Raw genomic sequence first — 14,395 nt, 5'->3', positions numbered from 1 at the left:
AACAAAAACATGTGGCTCCTGTTCCTGGCTTTCTTCGCCCTGCTGCTGATTGGCGCCCCGATCTTCGTCGCCCTCGGCGGCGCCTCGCTGGTCTACACGGTGTTCCTGTCCAACATCCCCGATTTCGTGGTGTTGCACCGCATGGCCGGCGGCGTCGATTCCTTTCCATTGCTGGCGGTGCCGTTCTTCATCCTCGCCGGCAACCTGATGAACACGGCCGGCATCACCAACCGCATCTTCGACTTTGCCGCCTCCGCCGTCGGCTGGCTGCGCGGCGGGCTTGGCCATGTCAACGTCGTCGCCTCGATCATCTTTGCCGGCATGTCGGGCACCGCGGTGGCCGATGCCGGCGGGCTCGGCAACATCGAAATCAAGGCGATGCGCGACCATGGCTACGACCATGAGTTCTCGGTCGGCATCACCGCCGCCTCCTCCACCATCGGCCCGATCATACCGCCGTCGCTGCCGATGGTGGTGTTCGGCGTTATGGCCAACGTGTCGATCGGCCAGCTTTTCACCGCCGGCATCATTCCCGGCCTCGTCGTGGCGGTGGCGCTGATGCTCTATGTAAGCTGGTACGCACGCCGCAACGGCCTGGGCCGCGACCAGTCGTTCCGCTGGCGCGCGCTTGGGCGTGATTTCATTCGCGCTATTCCCGCATTGCTGACGCCCGTCATCATCATCGGTGGCATGACGTCGGGTGCCTTCACGCCGACCGAAGCGGCAGTCGCCGCTTGTGCCTGGGCGCTGATCCTGGGCATTTTCCTTTACCGCTCGCTCACCTTCCGCCAGTTCTACCGCATCACGCTGGAGACCATAGAGACGACCGCAAGCGTGCTCATCATCGTCGGCGGCGCCTCCCTGTTCGGCTGGGTGCTGACCACCACACGGGTGACGGAACATGTGGCCGCCGGGTTGCTCTCGATCACCGACAACCCGCTGCTGCTGCTGCTGATCATCAACATTATCCTGCTGGTCGTCGGCTGCTTCATGGAAACCATTGCCGCGATCTCGATCCTGGTCCCGATCCTCATGCCGGTGGTCAGCCAGGTCGGCATCGATCCGGTCCAGTTCGGCGTCATCATGGTGCTCAACCTGATGATCGGCCTGCTGACGCCGCCGGTTGGCATGGTTCTGTTTGTCTTGTCGCGCGTCGGAAAGCTGTCGTTCGATCGCACTGTGATGGCGGTGCTGCCGTTCCTCATCCCGTTGCTGATCGTCCTGGTGCTGGTTTCGGTCATCCCGCAATTGACGCTGTGGCTCCCGACGATGTGGTATCGATGACCTGTCCGATAGGCGGCTCGCCATGGTCGCGCGTTAAACGAATGTCGTATCGCCCCTCTTGCCCCGGAGCGCTTGAACTCCAGTTTCGATGACGCTACCAGCCTCAGGCTCGTTGCCGATGGCATAACTAAAAGACGCATTGGGAGGAGACACCATGTCAAACAGCATGCTTCATCTGGCCGGCGCCTTGCTGGCCGGCGCGGTTCTCGCATTCTCATCGGGCGCGGCATCCGCGGACGACATCGTGCTTGGCGCATCGGTGCAGTTGACCGGCGCCTCGGCCAATACCGGCCGCTATTACAAGGACGCCTACGAGTTCGCGATCGACAAGATCAACGCCGCCGGCGGCGTCACCGTGGGCGGCGAGAAACGCAAGCTGGCGCTGAAAATCTACGACAACCAGTCGGATGTGAATTTGAGCGTGCGGCAGTACACGCAGTTGGTCTCGCAGGATAAGGTCGCCCTGCTGCTCGGGCCGTTCGCCTCGAATTTCGCGCTGGCCGATTCGGCCGTCTCGGAAAAGTACCAGATACCGATGGTTCAGGGCGGCGGCGCATCCGACCAGATTTTCTCGCGCAAGTTCAAATACATATTCGGCACGCTGGCGCCGGCGAGCAACTATTTCGGCTCGACGGTGAAAATGCTGAAGGAACTCGACCCGGCACCGAAATCCGTCGCGCTTCTCTATGCCGACGACGCTTTCGATGTCTCGGTAGCGGATGGCACGCGGCCATTGCTGAAGGATGCGGGGCTGACGATCGCCATGGACGAGAAATACAGTTCCAACGCCAGCGACTTCAATTCGCTGCTGTCACAGATCAAGAGCAACGGCGCCGAGGTCGTCCTGGTCGCCGGCCACGAAACCGAAATTCTCAATTTCGTGCGCCAGGCGAAAAGCCTCGCCGTCGCGCCAAAGCTCTACTCCTTCACCGTCGGCGTGCCGAGCGAGGATTTCCGCAAGGCGCTGGGCGCTGACGCCGACTACGCCTTCGGCATGACCGCCTGGCTGCCTTCGGCGGAACTGAAGGACAAATGGTTCGGCGATGCCGCTACCTTCGCCAAGGACTACAAGGCGAAATACAACTACGATCCAGATTACCACGCCGCGTCGGCCGCGGCCGATGTCGAGGCACTGGCACAGGCGATCGAGGATGCCGGAGGCACCGACCCCGCCAAGGTGCGCGATGCGCTCGCCAAACTCAACCTCGACAGTCTCTACGGCAAGATCGCCTTCGCCGATAACGGTCAGATCGACCTGTCCCAGACGGTGATCCAGGTGCAGGGAACGGAGCTCAAGGCGATCTATGGCGCCAACGGTTTCGTCGAGAAACCGAAATATCCGATGCCGGCCTGGGACAGGCGCTGACCTTTGAGGCCGGGCTAAGGGGAATAGCGTGGATCTGCTGGCGCAAATCCTGATCAACGGCATCCTCCTGGGCGGCCTCTACGCCATCATGGCGCTCGGGCTCGCCCTTGTCTGGGGCGTGCTCAACATCGTCAATCTGGCGCATGGCGCCTTCATCATGCTGGGCGCCTACCTGTCCTGGCATCTCTACACCTATCTTCGCATCGACCCTTTCCTCGGCCTGCCGATCACGGCCATCATCATGTTCGCACTCGGCTACGCGGTGCAGCGGGCCCTGCTCAACCTTGTGGTACGCGGGCCGATGTTCAACACGTTGCTGATCACCTTCGGGTTAGAGGTGGTGCTCACCTATCTGGCACAGCTTGCCTTCTCCGCCGACTTCCGCACCATCAACCCGCCCTATGCCGGCAACTCGATCGCGCTCGGTCCGGTCGTACTGCCGCAGGCGCGGCTGATGGCGTTCGGCGTCGCCATCGTGCTGACGCTCGCCATGTGGGCCTTCCTGCTGCGCTCCAGGCTTGGCCGCGCCATCCGCGCCACCGCGCAGAACCTGACGGCGGCAAGGCTTTACGGCGTTGAGCCGCGTCACCTCTATGCCGTGACCTTCGGCATCGGCATCGGGCTTGCAGGTGCTGCTGGCGGGCTTTACGGCACGGTGTCGCAGATAAATCCCTATATCGGCGCGGCGTTGACCGCCAAATGTTTCGCCATCTCCATCATCGGCGGACTGGACAATCCGTTCGGAGTCCTGGTCGGAGGGCTGTTCCTCGGCATCATCGAGTCACTGGCGGTGCTCTATATCGGCGCGACTTTCGCCGACGTGGCAAGCTTCGGCGTCCTGGTCGCCGTACTGATCGTGCGGCCAAGCGGCCTGCTGGGCAAAACCGCATGACCGCTCTCCGTATAGTCATCGCGTTGGTCGTGATCGCCGCGCTCGCCGCCGTGCCGTGGTTCGGTTCGGACGTGCTGGTCCAGTTCGGCATCAACGCGCTGCTGCTGGCTGTTCTGGCGCAAGGCTGGAACATCATCGGGGGCTATGCCGGCTATGCCTCGTTCGGCAATTCGGTGTTTTACGGCCTCGGCAGCTACGGCGTCGCCATCGCCATGGTCCAGTGGCAACTGCCCTTCGCCGTCGGGCTGGTGTTCGGCGTGGCACTGGCCCTCGTCTTCGCTTTTCTGCTCGGCCTGCCGGTGCTCAGGCTCAAAGGCCATTATTTCGCGATCGCGACCCTGGCGCTGGCGCAGGTCATGATCGCCATTGTCTCCAATATCGAATTGGCCGGCCAGAATATCGGCCTCGTGCTGCCGCCGCTCAACAACGACCCGTTGTTCTACGAACTGGCGCTCGGGCTGCTGGTGCTGACGACGCTGACCATCTTCTGGCTGACACGGAGCCGCTTTGGTTTCGGGCTGATCGCCATCCGGGAGAACGAGGAAGGTGCCGCCGTCATGGGCGTCAACACGACGCTCTACAAGGTGCTCGCCTTTGCCCTCTCCGGCATATTCAGCGCGCTCGCCGGCGGCATCCACGCCTACTGGATCACCTTTCTCGATCCCGAAAGCGCCTTCGACATCAGCCTCAACGTCAAGATGATCATCATGGCCGTATTCGGCGGGCCGGGCACCATCCTTGGCCCTGTCGTCGGCGCCTTCACCCTTTCAGCGGTGTCGGAATTCCTCTCGAGCGAGGTGACCAGTGTCGCCGGCCTTTTCTTCGGCATCGTGGTGGTCGCCGCCGTGGTGCTGATGCCGCGTGGGCTGGCCGACGTGGTGCGTCGTTTCCGCAAGTCGGGATGGCGCTATTTTATCGAGAACATCCGGGCGCACCGCATATGAGCACGATCCTCCAAATCAGCCATGCCACGCGCCGCTTCGCTGGGCTGATCGCCGTCGACGATGTCTCCTTCACGCTCGACGAAGGCGAAATCCTCGGCGTCATCGGGCCCAACGGCGCAGGCAAGACGACGCTGGTCAGCCTGATCAGCGGCACGCTGGCGCCAAGTTCCGGCGATATCATTTTCGCCGGACAGTCGATCGCCACACTACCTGCTTACCGGCGCGCACGGCTCGGCATCGGCCGCACCTTCCAGATCATGCGGCCCTTTCCCGGCCTGTCGGTGCTGGACAATGTCGCCGTCGGCGCGCTGTTCGGCCATGGCGGCGGCGAAGCCGATCTCGACCGCGCGCGCGAAAAGGCCCGTGGCTACCTCGATTTTGTCGGGCTTGGCAAATCGGCCGATCAACGCGCTGACGAGCTTGGCGGTCCAGGACGTAAAAGGCTGGAACTCGCCAAGGCGCTCGCCATGGAGCCGACGCTTTTGCTGTGCGACGAAGTGATGGCGGGATTGAACCATGTCGAGATCGACGAGGTGATCGACGTGATCCGCAAGGTGCGAGATCAAGGCATTTCCATTCTGGTGATCGAACATGTCATCAAGGCGATCAAGAGCCTGTCGGACCGGCTGCTGGTGCTGCACCATGGCGAAAAGATCGCCGACGGCGCGCCGGATGCGGTGCTCTCCGACAAGACGGTGGTGGAGGCCTATCTTGGCAAGAGGCGCGCATGAATGCCGTGACGCACGACGGGCATGGGCCGCTCTTGAAGGTTACCGACCTTGGCGCCGGTTATGGCGGCATGCCGGTGCTGCGGAACGTTTCGCTGGAAGTGCACAAGGCCGAGATCGTCGCCCTGGTCGGCGGCAATGGCGCCGGCAAGACAACACTGCTTCGCGCCCTGTCGCGTGTCATCGCCGCCACCGGAGCGATCGAATTCTCTGGCCGTGATCTGGTGCCGATGACCTCGGACGAAGCGTTTGCGTCTGGGCTCGTGCAGGTGCCGGAAGGCCGCCAGCTGTTCGACCGCATGACCGTCGAGGACAATCTCTTGATGGGCGCCTACCGGCGTATCGACACGGCGGTCGTGGAACGCGATCTCGCGCGCATGTATGGTCTCTTTCCCCGCCTCGGCGAACGTAAGAAGCAGCTGGCCGGATCGATGTCGGGCGGCGAACAGCAGATGTGCGCCATGGCGCGCGGACTGATGGCGGCACCCGTCCTGCTGATGATCGACGAGATGAGCCTTGGCCTGGCGCCAGTCGTGGTCGAACAGTTGATGGCGGTGCTGGCAACCATCCGCGACGAGGGTGTGACGATCCTTCTGGTCGAGCAGGACGTGCATCTGGCCCTGTCCGGCGCCGATCGCGGCTATGTCATGGAGAGCGGCCAGATCGTGCACCGGGGCACGGCCAAGGACCTGATTGACGATCCCGAAGTTCGCCGCGCCTATCTGGGACTTTGATCAGGCATGTTGGGTCCAGCGTTCAAGCGTCCCGCTTCATTCGCTGCGTCGAGCAACTCGGCCTTGACTGCTCGGATTGGGCATCGGCCAATGGCTATGATTTGCTTTGACCTTGACCCCAGCGATGCCCGGCGGAAGTCAAGAGCGCGCGCTATCAGCGCGATTGCCGGGGAACGTCGATGACGAAGTCACGGCAGAGCGCAGCCGCAAAGAAAAAGCCAGGCGGCGCCACCCGCTCGCAGGTCCCGCAATCGTCACGCGAACAGGAAAAGGCGCAACAGGCCCCTAAGGCGAAACGGGAGCGAGAACGGCGTGTGCTCGAGCAAGGCCACCCGGCCGTCGTACGCAGCATCGCTGACGCCCTCACCACCAAGGACATCAACCTCTACTACGTCGTCGCCCCGGATGCGCAGATACCGCTGAGTGATGAGCACGGGTTCGGGCTCTATTTTCATGATTGTCGTTTCCTCGGCGGCTATGAAATGTTGCTTGCTGGAGTGGCCCCCATCGTGTTGGCCTCGACTGCAGAGAAGGGCCACATCGCGCTTTTTCAACTCACCAATCCGGACTTGCACGTGGGGCAGGGGACTTTGATCCCGAAGGAAGAGTTGGGCCTCCGCTGGGAACGGGTTCTGGATGCCGATCAAACGCGCGTGCGCGAGACCATCTCATTCCAGAACTTTGGCCATAAGGCGCACCACTTCTCTTTTACCCTGGGCTTCCGCGCGGGTTTCGAAGACATATTCAACGTGCGCGGGTTGGTGCGCGAGACGCGCGGCAAACCCGAGCCGCCGCGCTGGAGCGGCGGCAAACTCCAGTTCGTATATCATGGCGCCGACGGCTTTCGGAGAACGACGGCAATCGCCTTCTCCCCGCCACTTCACGCCAGCCATGACACCACCGCCGAGTTTAGGATCAGGATCTCCCCAGGGGACACCCGGACCATTTCGGTTGGAATCGAGCTGACCGAAACCTGCGAGAAGCCGGGGCACAATGATCCCGAGGAGCAGCCGAATGGAGCAAGGCAAATGGGCCTTGCAAACCTGCGAAATGGGTCCGAGCAGCGCCTGGAGCAGCATACAAACTTCATCAGCGACAGCTTGCTTTTGAACAACATCGTTGATCGCTCCCTGCGCGACCTCGGAATTTTACGGTCGCGGCTGGGGCGCGACGAGTATTTTGCCGCAGGAGTGCCTTGGTTCGTGGCGTTGTTTGGCCGCGACAGCCTGATCGTGGCTCTCGAAATGCTCGCCTTTCAGCCGCACATCGCCGCCCAGACACTGCGCCTCCTTGCCAGCTACCAAGGGCAGCGCGTGGACCGTTGGCGTGACGAAGAACCAGGCAAGATTCTTCATGAACTGAGGGTCGGGGAATTGGCCAGGGCGGGTGACATTCCCCATTCCCGCTTCTACGGCAGCGTGGATGCGACCCCGCTGTTCCTTCTGCTGTTGGGCCGATATGTGACATGGACAGGAGATCTTGAACTGTTCAGGGCGCTGCGAAATCCCGTAGAGCGCGCATTGGGGTGGATTGCCGAGGCGTCGGACAGCAACGGCTACGTGGCGTATCGGAGCGCTTCGCGGAAGGGCCTGGTCAACCAGGGCTGGAAAGATTCCGGGGATGCCATCGTGCGCGCCGACGGCAGCATCGCGCAGCCGCCGATAGCCTTAGTGGAGGTGCAGGGCTACGTTTTCGCAGCTTAACGCGCGATGGCCGACCTCTTCGAGCGCGAGGGTGAGGTCGATCGCGCCAGGCAGCTTCGAAGCGAAGCCCACAAGTTGCGGACCAGGTTCAACCACGACTTCTGGAACGAGGATCTTGGATTGTTCGTGCTCGCACTCGAGAAAGGAGGGCATCAGGTGGCGGTGGTGTCCTCGAATCCCGGACATGCGCTGTGGACCGGCATCGCAGACCTGGACAAGGCCCAAAGATCGGTCGCACGACTGATGCAGGACGATATGTTTGGGGGCTGGGGCGTGCGTACCCTCTCGACCAGAGAGCGGCGCTACAATCCAGTTGGTTATCACCTCGGAACCGTCTGGCCGCACGACAATGCCTTACTAGCGGCCGGATGCCGGCAGTATGGCGAGGACACGGCGTCGTTGCGGGTCTTCACCGCCATTGCAGAGGCGGCGATGCATTTTCGGCATCAAAGGCTTCCCGAAGCCATTGCGGGCTTTGGACGGGAGGATTTTCAGGTACCTGTTCACTATCCCGTCGCCTGCCATCCCCAGGCGTGGGCGGCAGGAGCCGTACCCTTCCTCTTGACCACCTGTCTTGGGCTGCAGCCGGACGCCTTCTCCCGGAGTTTGCGGATCGTACGACCGCGCCTTCCCAGCTTGTGGACCGCATCGAGCTGCGTGGCTTGCGCGTCGGTGGAGAGAGCGTCGATCTGGAATTCACGAGGATCGCCGATGCAGTTACGGCGAAGGTGCTGCGGGTAAGCGGCGATCTGGCCGTCCACATCGAGGGATAAGCTAATTAGTACCCGGTCGGCTGGAGCACGGACACAGCTCTCACTGTGCTTTGTTTCAGGCTCGAAACTGATCCTGACTCGGGGTCCCACTGCCATCGTCCGCAGTCGTCCGTCCCCGCACCCGCTGGACGATCTCACATAGGTGAGAACGGTCGACCTCGATAACCAAGCGACGGCCAGCGCCCCTCAGCAGGTCGCGCCCCCGGTCGGCTGTAGGCGCCGGTCGCGCCATGCACGACGATGCTCTGCCCCGCCTTAAGAAGGCCATGCAGGAAAAGCCGGTCTTATGTAGCAAACCCCAAAGGTGCAGCGAAGCTATTTGGACTTGGCGTCCTTCGGGACGATGGTGAGCTTTGGCGCGTGGGCTTCCCGAATGATTTTGGCGGCTTCATCTGTCGTGATACCGCACTTCCGAGCGTAGTAGGCGGCTTCCGTTTCAAGCTCGCCTTCCGTCGGGATATCAATCACCTTCTTTGCTCTGTTCTTGGCCTTCTTAGCCATAACGCGAATCATACCACAAAACGATGCGCCCCGAACGTGGCGGCGTGGCGATTGTTCCGTCCGTTACCTCCTGATGATCCAATCGACCAAGGCAGTTTCAACGCGCTCGCACCCGGTAAACTCGTAAACGAGGCTTTGAGCGAGGTCGCGCCATTGAGCCTCCGGTGCCTTCATTTCCAAGACCAAGTCCTGAAAGACCTTGCGCAGAATGTCGGCATCGAATGCGGACACGCGGTGCTGTTCAACGTCTCCGTGCGCCTCGTCTATCTTGCGCTGGCGAAGGCGTTTTAGAACTTCGCGTGATGCTGCGATTGCGCGCCGAGACTGGTCCATATCGCGGCGAAAGGCGGCTCTCCCGGCCATGGAGCCTTGCCGTCGCAGGAAGCTGGATTCAATAGCTGCCTGCGCCGTCTCGGTATGGCTATCAACCACAGCTACCTCCCCAATAGCTAAGGTTGTAATTTGCGCCTTTCGGAAGCGAGCATCAAAGGGATTCAACGTACGGTTTGATACGAAGGGACGGGGCGGTTATTCGGCAGGAACGCCAGGAATGGCGTCGTGAACTTCCGTAACGATGTAGCCTTTCGGCTCGCCAGCCAAATACTGAACGTGAACGTCAACGACAAAGGTGCTTGTCATCGAGTTTGCATCTCTGGTGATCTGGCCCTTGAGGTCGGTAATGGAGGACTTCCGAACCCAGACCGGCAGCGCTTTGTCCGAGATTGAAGGGATAACGCATTTGTCGCCAGTGCGACCTTTCTCTTTGTCGGGGCTGCGATTGGCTTTGTCCATGAACAGCATCACTTCGCGCTTGATCTGGTGATCCGTTGTCCCAGCGAGTCCGGCCGTGCCGTAGCGCTGGGCTACTCTTTGACCGCGCCGGTCATTGACGACACATAATGCTCTACGAAGAAGGAATAAAGGATCACCACCGGCAGCGAGCCGATCAGAGCGCCGGCCATCAGCGAACCCCATTCGTAGACGTCGGAGCGGACGAGCTCGGTCAGCACGCCCACAGGCACGGTTTTGTTCTCGGACGACTGGATGAAGGTGAGGGCATAGATGAACTCGTTCCACGACAGCGTGAAGGCGAAGATACCCGCCGAGATCAGCCCTGGCACCGACAGCGGCAGCACGATCTTGGTCAGCACTTGCCAGCGGCTGGCGCCATCGATGAGGGCGCACTCCTCCAGTTCGAAAGGAATGGAGCGGAAATAGCCCATCAGCAACCAGGTGCAGAAGGGCACCAGGAAAGTCGGATAAGTCAGGATCAGGGCGAAGGGTGTGTCATAAAGCCCGAGATTAAACACCATCACCGACAGCGGAATGAACAGAATGGATGGCGGGACGAGATAGGCGAGGAACACGGCCAGCCCGACCTGGCGCGAGCCGGAAAAGCGCAGTCGCTCGATCGCATACGCAGCCAACACCGCGGCGATGAGCGAAAGCACGGTAGCGGCGACCGAGATGATGGTGGTGTTGAGCAGCCAGCCCGGATAGGAGGTCTCGAACAGCAGGTAGCGGATGTTCTGCAAGGTCGGGTGAACCACCCAGAACGGGCTCGATGTATCGTAGCTGGTCATTTCCGCGTTGGGTTTGATTGCGGTGATCGTCATCCAGTAGAAGGGGAAGAGCAGCACGATAACGAAGATCGCCAATGGAAGGTAGACGGTCACCACGCGCCGCGGCATGCTTTGCAGGTAGGTCATGCCACCGTCGTCGCCGCTGGCGGGACTCGGTTTGCGGTCGATCAGCGCCATCTCAATCTCCGCCGCCTTGCTGCCATCTGCGCCGCTGAAGGCCGAAATAGCTGAACAGGATCGCGCCTAGCAGGAACGGGATCATCGCCACCGCGATCGCTGCGCCTTCACCGAGTTGCCCGCCCGAAATGCCGCGTTGGAAAGAAAGCGTCGCCATGAGATGTGTGGCATTCACCGGGCCGCCGCGCGTCAGCACATAGATGAGCTGGAAATCGGTGAAGGTGAACAGAACCGAAAAAGTCATGGTGATGGCGATGATCGGCGTCAGCAGCGGCAAGGTGACATAGCGAAACAGCTGCCAGCGACCCGCGCCGTCCAGCGTGGCGGCTTCGTAAAGCGATTGCGGGATCGTCTGCAGGCCGGCAAGCAGCGTTATGGCGACGAAGGGAATGCCACGCCAGACATTGGCGGCGATCACCGAAGCGCGCGCGTTTTGCGGATCGCCAAGGAAGTTGATGTTGTGATCGATGAGGCCCATCTGCATGAGGGCCCAGGAGAGGATCGAGAACTGCGAATCGTAAATCCACCAGAAAGCAATCGCCGACAGCACCGTTGGCACCACCCAAGGAAGAAGCACCACGGCGCGGAAAAAGGATTTGAACGGTAGGTTCTCATTGAGCAGCAACGCCAACCACAGGCCGAGGGCGAACTTCAGGATCGACGCGCTGACCGTGTAGAGAAGCGTGTTGAACACGGACAGCCAGAACACGCTGTCATCCCAGAGATATTCGTAGTTCTCCAGGCCGATGAAGACGCCCGGCCTGCCGATGCGGGCATCCGTAAAGCCGAGCCAGACGCCGAGCCCCAGCGGATAGGTCAGAAAGACCAGCAGCAGCACCACTGTCGGCAGCATAAAGCCAAAGCTGAGCAGGCCACGGCTTTCCGCAACTCGCGACAAGAAGGAGGGGCGGGGTTGGACGTCGGCGGTTGTCACGGCCATGAAAGGCTCCTGTGGCGAGTATCGAGCGGCAGCAGTCCTTTCGCTTTCGTCGACTGCTGGTGCGCGGACCCCTTGGTCCGCGCTCTCTCCTTATGGGCGCCTGCATTTCGGCGCACGTCGCGACGCATGCCGGGGCCGACCCGAAAAATCACAAGCGTCTTCTCCCGCGAACGGAAGAAGTGGTCCAAACTACACCCGGTAATACCGGTTGGCGCGCTTCTCGGCCTCTTCCATTGCCTCCTGCGGCGTCGCCCGACCAGTCACCGCCTTGGCGAACATGTCGACCAGCACGTAGTCGGCCATCGTCGCGGCGGACGCGTAGCCGAGTGGCCCTGCGTAGCCGTTGTTGCGCAGCGTTGCTGACGCTTTGGCATAGGGCGCATAGTTTGGGTCGGCCTTCCAGATCGGATTGTCGTCGTAGGCCTTCAACGTCTGGCAGCAATAGCCGGAAGAGCCCTTGATCCATTCCGACATCTGCGGTTCCTCGAACATGAACTGCAGATAGGCCTTGGCCGCGTTCGGATAGGGCGTGTAGTTGAAGATCACCGCCGAGGTCACCTGATAAAGCTCCACCGCCTTGCCGATCGGACCGATCGGCAGGCTAGCGGTGCGGATGTCCTTGGCCATTTCAGCCAGCTTGGGATCCTTGTCCTTGTTGATCCTGGCGGTTTCATAGGCAGAGATACCGTTGGCGATGACGGACAACTCGCCGGCCAGGAAGGCGCGGTTGTTGTTCACGTCGAGCCAGCTTTCGGTGCCGGGGATGAAGGTCTTGTAGAGCGCCTGAGCATATTCGATCGCCTTCATCGTCTCGGGACTGTTGATCACCACCTTGCTGTTCTCGTCGACCATCTTGCCACCATGGCTCCACAACAGCCAATGAGCGTAGTTGTTGCCGTCACCGACGCCGTGGCCATGGGTGAAGCCGGCTGGGTGGCCTTTGGCCTGCACGGCCTTGCACAAATCGAGGAAGCTGTCGGTGTCTTTCGGGAACTCGGAGAAACCGGCCTCCTTGACCCAGCTCTCGCGGTAGACGATGGCGTTGCCTATGGTGGCCAGCGGCAAGCCGATGAACTTGCCGTCCTTGGTGGCATAGGTCTTCGGGCCCTCGTGCCAGCCGCCATACTTCTTGCCCAGATAATCTCCGAGGTCCGTCACATCGAGGAGCTTGTCGGGATATTGGAAGGGATCGTCGAACCAGACGAACATCAGGTCGGGGCCCGAGCCGACATTGGCCGCGACCGCCGCCTTGGGACGAATGTCCTCCCAGCTCTCCTTGTCGACGCGCACCTCGACACCGGTGGCATCGGTGAATTTCTTCGTCAGCGCCAGCCAGGCGGTCTCATCGCCCTGGACAAAGGGCGACCAGCGAAGGAGCCTGAGCTTGGCGCCTTTTTCGGGTGTGTATTTCGGCGCATCCTGGGCAAAGGCTGGCGTGCCAAGCAGGCGGTTGCCGATTGCTCCGGCAGCCGCCGCACCGGCGCCGGTTCGTATCACGTCGCGTCTGGTGAATCTCATTGCCATTTCCTCCTGTTTTGATTGGCTGAGCTCGGCATGTTCAAAGCCGGCGGCCTGTCTCTGCGTCAAAGAGATGGATCAGGCTTGGCTCGGCGGCAAGCTTGACGGTGTCGCCCGGCTGGAACGGGTGGCGCTCCCGGAAATTCGCGACGATCTCTTCACCGCCAGGCGCGCGGCCGATGATCTGCAACTCCGACCCGGTCGGTTCGACGATCGAAATGGTGACGGGGAAGCCCTGGTCGGAAAGGCGCAGATGCTCTGGCCGGATGCCAAGCACCACCGGACCGTTATTCAGCCCTTTTGGCGCCTGCGGCAAACTCATGGCGATGCCGCCGCTGCCTTCGAAGCCGCCGGCGCCAATGCGCCCTGTCAGCATGTTCATGGCTGGCGAGCCGATGAACATCGCTACGAAAAGATTGTCGGGACGATCATAAAGGTCGAGCGGGCGCCCGATCTGCTCCACATTGCCGTCATGCATGACAACGATCTTGTCGGCCATCGTCATCGCCTCGATCTGGTCGTGAGTTACATAGACGGTGGTGGTCTTCAGGCGCTGGTGCAGTTCCTTGATTTCTGCACGCATCTGAACGCGCAGCTTGGCATCGAGATTGGAAAGCGGCTCGTCAAACAAAAACACCTGCGGGTCGCGCACGATCGCCCGGCCCATGGCCACGCGCTGCCGCTGCCCGCCCGAAAGCTGCCGGGGATAGCGCGACAGCAGCGGCGTGAGGTTGAGAATCTCCGCGGCGCGCTCGACCTTGGCATCGCTCTCCTGCTTCGAGACACGCTTCAACATCAGGGAGAACGCCATGTTCTCGCGCACCGTCATATGCGGATAAAGCGCGTAATTCTGGAACACCATGGCAATGTCGCGCTCTTTCGGCGCTACCGTATTGACAATGCGCCCACCTATGGCGATCTCGCCGCGCGTGATGCCTTCGAGGCCCGCAATCATGCGCAACAGCGTCGACTTCCCACAGCCCGACGGGCCGACCAGCGTGACGAACTCGCCGTCTTCTATGTCGATGCCGACGCCATGCAGAATCTCGGCGGCACCGAAGGATTTGTAGACATCGCGGATCGCAACGGATGCCATCGATTTCCTCCCGAGCGATGCGACGCCCTGCAAGGAAGACGTCCACTTTACTACGCAGCTTCCAGTCTTGCCGCGTCCTCCATCTGAACTGGTAGCGCTACCAGCGGTGCGTGTAAAGCACCGCCGGACATCTCCCGCAGCCTGATGCCCCTGCTG

At 61.3% G+C, this 14,395-nt stretch carries 15 protein-coding genes; 8 read left to right on the top strand and 7 right to left on the bottom strand.

Translation table 11 applies throughout. The features are described 5' to 3' along the window. Positions 1-9: 9 nt before the first annotated feature. The 8 genes from LB564_RS28270 to LB564_RS28235 all read left to right on the top strand — a co-directional run bounded on the left by LB564_RS28270 (position 10) and on the right by LB564_RS28235 (position 8,392). A complete protein-coding gene (locus LB564_RS28270) occupies positions 10-1,284 on the top strand; it encodes a TRAP transporter large permease (RefSeq protein ID WP_224542449.1) in 1,275 nt (424 codons plus the stop codon). A 154-nt stretch (positions 1,285-1,438) separates the two neighbouring features. Continuing rightward, a complete protein-coding gene (locus tag LB564_RS28265; RefSeq protein WP_224542448.1) occupies positions 1,439-2,650 on the top strand; it encodes an amino acid ABC transporter substrate-binding protein in 1,212 nt (403 codons plus the stop codon). 28 nt (positions 2,651-2,678) lie between these two features. Continuing rightward, entirely contained in the window at positions 2,679-3,542 is an 864-nt protein-coding gene (locus LB564_RS28260) for a branched-chain amino acid ABC transporter permease (protein WP_224542447.1), read from the top strand. After that, entirely contained in the window at positions 3,539-4,486 is a 948-nt protein-coding gene (locus tag LB564_RS28255; protein ID WP_224542446.1) for a branched-chain amino acid ABC transporter permease, read from the top strand. Before LB564_RS28260 ends, LB564_RS28255 begins: the two co-directional genes overlap by 4 nt. Beyond that, positions 4,483-5,217, top strand: a complete 735-nt coding sequence (locus LB564_RS28250) for an ABC transporter ATP-binding protein (RefSeq protein ID WP_224542445.1) — start codon at positions 4,483-4,485, stop codon at positions 5,215-5,217. The genes LB564_RS28255 and LB564_RS28250 overlap by 4 nt, the downstream gene beginning before the upstream one ends. Before the next feature lie 5 nt (positions 5,218-5,222). Next, entirely contained in the window at positions 5,223-5,948 is a 726-nt protein-coding gene (locus LB564_RS28245) for an ABC transporter ATP-binding protein (RefSeq protein ID WP_411910171.1), read from the top strand. A gap of 179 nt (positions 5,949-6,127) precedes the next feature. Continuing rightward, positions 6,128-7,651 (top strand): glycogen debranching N-terminal domain-containing protein, encoded by a 1,524-nt coding sequence (locus LB564_RS28240; protein ID WP_224542443.1) that lies wholly within the window; start codon positions 6,128-6,130, stop codon positions 7,649-7,651. Positions 7,652-7,657: 6 nt separating this feature from the next. Next, the gene (locus tag LB564_RS28235; RefSeq protein ID WP_224542442.1) at positions 7,658-8,392 is read left to right on the top strand and encodes an amylo-alpha-1,6-glucosidase; all 735 of its coding nucleotides are present in this window, start codon (positions 7,658-7,660) and stop codon (positions 8,390-8,392) included. A gap of 347 nt (positions 8,393-8,739) precedes the next feature. Here LB564_RS28235 and LB564_RS28230 read toward each other — a convergent pair whose 3' ends face one another. The 7 genes from LB564_RS28230 to LB564_RS28200 form a co-directional block, all read right to left on the bottom strand. After that, positions 8,740-8,925, bottom strand: a complete 186-nt coding sequence (locus LB564_RS28230; RefSeq protein WP_224542441.1) for a hypothetical protein — start codon at positions 8,923-8,925, stop codon at positions 8,740-8,742. A 63-nt stretch (positions 8,926-8,988) separates the two neighbouring features. Continuing rightward, positions 8,989-9,357: a hypothetical protein gene (locus LB564_RS28225; protein WP_224542440.1), complete on the bottom strand. Its 369-nt coding sequence runs from the start codon at positions 9,355-9,357 to the stop codon at positions 8,989-8,991. A 96-nt stretch (positions 9,358-9,453) separates the two neighbouring features. Continuing rightward, positions 9,454-9,717 carry a hypothetical protein gene (locus LB564_RS28220; protein ID WP_140707634.1) on the bottom strand — a complete coding sequence of 88 codons (264 nt, stop codon included), beginning with the start codon at positions 9,715-9,717 and terminating at the stop codon, positions 9,454-9,456. A 71-nt stretch (positions 9,718-9,788) separates the two neighbouring features. Then, a complete protein-coding gene (locus LB564_RS28215) occupies positions 9,789-10,685 on the bottom strand; it encodes a carbohydrate ABC transporter permease (RefSeq protein WP_140707636.1) in 897 nt (298 codons plus the stop codon). 1 nt (position 10,686) lies between these two features. Next, positions 10,687-11,625: a carbohydrate ABC transporter permease gene (locus LB564_RS28210; RefSeq protein ID WP_140707638.1), complete on the bottom strand. Its 939-nt coding sequence runs from the start codon at positions 11,623-11,625 to the stop codon at positions 10,687-10,689. Between the two features lie 189 nt (positions 11,626-11,814). Then, complete coding sequence (locus LB564_RS28205) at positions 11,815-13,143, bottom strand: ABC transporter substrate-binding protein (RefSeq protein WP_224542439.1); 1,329 nt, start codon at positions 13,141-13,143, stop codon at positions 11,815-11,817. Between the two features lie 40 nt (positions 13,144-13,183). After that, positions 13,184-14,239: an ABC transporter ATP-binding protein gene (locus LB564_RS28200; RefSeq protein ID WP_224542438.1), complete on the bottom strand. Its 1,056-nt coding sequence runs from the start codon at positions 14,237-14,239 to the stop codon at positions 13,184-13,186. Between the last annotated feature and the right edge of the window lie 156 nt (positions 14,240-14,395).

It is taken from the genome of Mesorhizobium sp. ES1-6 (genome assembly GCF_020164775.1).
Taxonomy (GTDB): Bacteria; Pseudomonadota; Alphaproteobacteria; order Rhizobiales; family Rhizobiaceae; genus Mesorhizobium.
This window is presented reverse-complemented; position numbering and strand designations above follow the sequence as displayed.

Excerpts from the sequence above, each read along its gene's own strand:
- LB564_RS28270 (WP_224542449.1), top strand. The coding sequence starts at position 10 with ATGTGGCTCCTGTTCCTGGCTTTCTTCGCCCTGCTGCTGATTGGCGCC.
- LB564_RS28265 (WP_224542448.1), top strand. The coding sequence starts at position 1,439 with ATGTCAAACAGCATGCTTCATCTGGCCGGCGCCTTGCTGGCCGGCGCG.
- LB564_RS28255 (WP_224542446.1), top strand. The coding sequence starts at position 3,539 with ATGACCGCTCTCCGTATAGTCATCGCGTTGGTCGTGATCGCCGCGCTC.
- LB564_RS28250 (WP_224542445.1), top strand. The coding sequence starts at position 4,483 with ATGAGCACGATCCTCCAAATCAGCCATGCCACGCGCCGCTTCGCTGGG.
- LB564_RS28240 (WP_224542443.1), top strand. The coding sequence starts at position 6,128 with ATGACGAAGTCACGGCAGAGCGCAGCCGCAAAGAAAAAGCCAGGCGGC.
- LB564_RS28235 (WP_224542442.1), top strand. The coding sequence starts at position 7,658 with ATGGCCGACCTCTTCGAGCGCGAGGGTGAGGTCGATCGCGCCAGGCAG.
- LB564_RS28230 (WP_224542441.1), bottom strand. The coding sequence starts at position 8,925 with ATGGCTAAGAAGGCCAAGAACAGAGCAAAGAAGGTGATTGATATCCCG.
- LB564_RS28220 (WP_140707634.1), bottom strand. The coding sequence starts at position 9,717 with ATGGACAAAGCCAATCGCAGCCCCGACAAAGAGAAAGGTCGCACTGGC.
- LB564_RS28215 (WP_140707636.1), bottom strand. The coding sequence starts at position 10,685 with ATGGCGCTGATCGACCGCAAACCGAGTCCCGCCAGCGGCGACGACGGT.
- LB564_RS28210 (WP_140707638.1), bottom strand. The coding sequence starts at position 11,625 with ATGGCCGTGACAACCGCCGACGTCCAACCCCGCCCCTCCTTCTTGTCG.
- LB564_RS28205 (WP_224542439.1), bottom strand. The coding sequence starts at position 13,143 with ATGAGATTCACCAGACGCGACGTGATACGAACCGGCGCCGGTGCGGCG.
- LB564_RS28200 (WP_224542438.1), bottom strand. The coding sequence starts at position 14,239 with ATGGCATCCGTTGCGATCCGCGATGTCTACAAATCCTTCGGTGCCGCC.